Raw genomic sequence first — 2,618 nt, 5'->3', positions numbered from 1 at the left:
CCCCGGAGTTGCTCGATCTCCCCCAAGTCCACACGGGCAGCCTGCCGGACTCGGCACCCAAGATCAAACCAACCTAACGAAGTACTACTAGGGCCTGTTGCGAAAATTGATCAAGGTCGTAGATGATCAAGAGCCGTGGGGCGAGGGAACCTGACGAATGGCCAGTGGGCAAAGCTTGAGCCGTTGCTGCCACGTGGGAAGAAGCCGGGTCGGCCGCCGACGTGGACACGTCGGCAGCTGATCGACGGCATACGGTGGAGGACCAGGACCGGTGCACCGTGGCGGGATGTTCCGGAACGGTATGGGCCGTGGGGCCGGGTCTACGACCTGTTCCGACGCTGGCAGCGCAATGGCACCTGGAAGAGGCTCTTCGAGCAGTTGCAGGCCGAGGCCGACGTGAAGGGCCTCATCACCTGGGACGTCAGGGTGGACTCCACCATTGCCCGAGCGCATCAGCACGCCGCTGGGGCGCGTAAAAAGGGGAACTGCAGAAGGAGCCTCCCGGCGGCGTCGACGTCGAGCCCGACGACCACGGCCTCGGGCACTCGCGCGGCGGGCTGACCACCAAACTCCATTTGGCGGTTGAGCAGGGCCAGAAGCCACTGTCGCTGCTTGTTGCTGCCGGCCACCGGCATGACAGTCCGCAGTTCCAGCCGGTCCTCGATGCCATCCGGGTGCCCCGCACCGGCCAGGGTCGACCGCGTACCCGGCCAGACAAGGTCCGGGCGGATAGGGCCTACGGATCCCGAGCGAACCGTAGCTACCTGCGAAGGCGTGGCATCGGCTGCACGATCCCGGAAAAAGCCGACCAAGTCCGCAACCGTAAGAAGCTCGGTTCCCGCGGCGGTCGCCCCCGAAGTTCGATAAGACCGACTACCGAGAACGTCACGCGGCGGAGTGCGGGATCAATCGGTTGAAAAGGCACCGGGCCGTAGCCGCGAGATACGACAAACTTGCTGTTCGCTACGTAGCGACCGTGTTGGTCGCCGCCATCAACGAGTGGCTGTAACCAGCACAGTGCAACAGACTTTAGAGCCTGCGCAGATCGGCGGGTGGGGCACCCGGGCAGCGAGGCGGAGACTGGTCTCCGTGATCATGGAGTTGCGACGCTCTGTGATCACTGGGGAGACCTGTGCCCGTTCTTCCAGCATGGCTGACCGACCCGCTGTGGGACCAATTCGCGGCCCTGCTGCCCGAGCGTCCCGCGGTCGATCCGGCCCACCCGTTGGGGTGTCACCGGCCCCGCATCGGCGACCGGATCGTGTTCGACAAGCTACTGCAACTGCTGCGGTTCGGCTGCTCGTACCAGGCGATCGCCGACACCACCTGCTCGGCGACCACCATGCGCAACCGCCGCGACGAGTGGATCTCCCTCGGCGTCTTCGCCCGGCTCAAGCAGATCGCGCTGGAGTCCTACGACCGGATCGTCGGACTCGTGCTCGACCAGATCGCCATCGACGGCTCCATCACCAAGGCCCCCGGCGGCGGCGAGGTCGCCGGGCGCTCACCGGTCGACCGCGGCAAGCAAGGCCTCAAACGCTCGGGCATGACCGATGGTTACGGAATCCCGCTCGGCAGGGTCCCCGCCGGAGCGAACCGCCACGACTCCCCACTGCTCGCCGCGACCCTGGACTTGCTGGAGCACCTGGGACCGTTGCCCGACGACATCACCGTGCAACTGGACGCCGGCTACGACTCGTACAAGACCCGCACCGAACTCGCCGCCCGCAACCTGCACGGCCGCATCGCGCACAAGGGCGAGAAGGCGCCGATCCAGGCCAGCGAGCGGTGGCACGTCGAGCGCACCCACGCCTGGCAGTACGCCTTCCACCGCCTTGCCCGCTGCTACGAGCGTCGTGCGACCGTCGCCAACGCCTTCTTCGACCTCGCAGACACGATCATCACCGTCCGTAGCCTGATCCGCCGAGCCTGGCCCACCCACCGCTGGGACGACCGCCCCAAGCGACGTCCTTGAGCCCCGTCCATCTGCCCGGCCTCTTACGCGCAGACCGTTCGGCGCTGATGAGCAACCCTGGTGTGGTTCAGGCGACGCGGGTGTCGTAGGTCTCGCGGTTGGCAAGCACATCGTCCATGTGCGTCTCGGCCCAGGCCTTGAGGCCTCGCATCATCTCGTACAGCGACAGGCCGAGATCGGTCAGCTCGTAGGAGACCGTGACCGGCACGGTCGGCACCACAGTGCGGGACACCAGGCCGTCGCGCTCCAGGGAGCGCAGCGTCTGGGTGAGCATCTTCTGGCTGACGCCGGCCAGCAGGCGCTGCAGCTCCGAGTAGCGCATCACCCGGGGCCCGCCGGCGCAGTCGGCGCCGGGCTGATGCGCGCTGTCGCTGCCGAGCGCGGCCAGGATCAGCGTGACCCACTTGTCCGAGATCCGGTCGAGCAGCTTGCGGCTGGGGCAGGCCGCCACGAAGGCGTCGTACTCCACCTTGGCCTGTGCCCTTTGCTGGGCTGCCGTCATCGTCGCCATGGACCATTCCTCTCACCCGTGGGTGCCTTACGCACTTCGAAGTGCCTACTTCCCAACAAGAAGCTACGCACCAATAGTGGTGCAAGGCGCCGTCAGGCACCATCCCCTGGCTCAACACGAAAGGCACACCAT

The 2,618-nt window shown here is 66.5% G+C and carries 2 protein-coding genes and 1 pseudogene; 2 read left to right on the top strand and 1 reads right to left on the bottom strand.

All coding sequences use genetic code 11. The annotated features are described in order from the left end of the window. The first annotated feature begins 135 nt into the window (after positions 1-135). Together ACIQFZ_RS43380 and ACIQFZ_RS43375 are read left to right on the top strand one after the other, a co-directional pair. Positions 136-1,009, top strand: a pseudogene (locus ACIQFZ_RS43380) (IS5 family transposase). A 123-nt stretch (positions 1,010-1,132) separates the two neighbouring features. Next, positions 1,133-1,975 carry an IS5 family transposase gene (locus tag ACIQFZ_RS43375; RefSeq protein WP_402693994.1) on the top strand — a complete coding sequence of 281 codons (843 nt, stop codon included), beginning with the start codon at positions 1,133-1,135 and terminating at the stop codon, positions 1,973-1,975. A 67-nt stretch (positions 1,976-2,042) separates the two neighbouring features. Here ACIQFZ_RS43375 and ACIQFZ_RS43370 read toward each other — a convergent pair whose 3' ends face one another. Next, complete coding sequence (locus ACIQFZ_RS43370) at positions 2,043-2,486, bottom strand: helix-turn-helix domain-containing protein (RefSeq protein WP_306092228.1); 444 nt, start codon at positions 2,484-2,486, stop codon at positions 2,043-2,045. Positions 2,487-2,618: the final 132 nt, after the last annotated feature.

The organism is Streptomyces sp. NPDC093064 (assembly GCF_044754605.1).
GTDB lineage: Bacteria > Actinomycetota > Actinomycetes > Streptomycetales > Streptomycetaceae > Streptomyces.
This window is presented reverse-complemented; position numbering and strand designations above follow the sequence as displayed.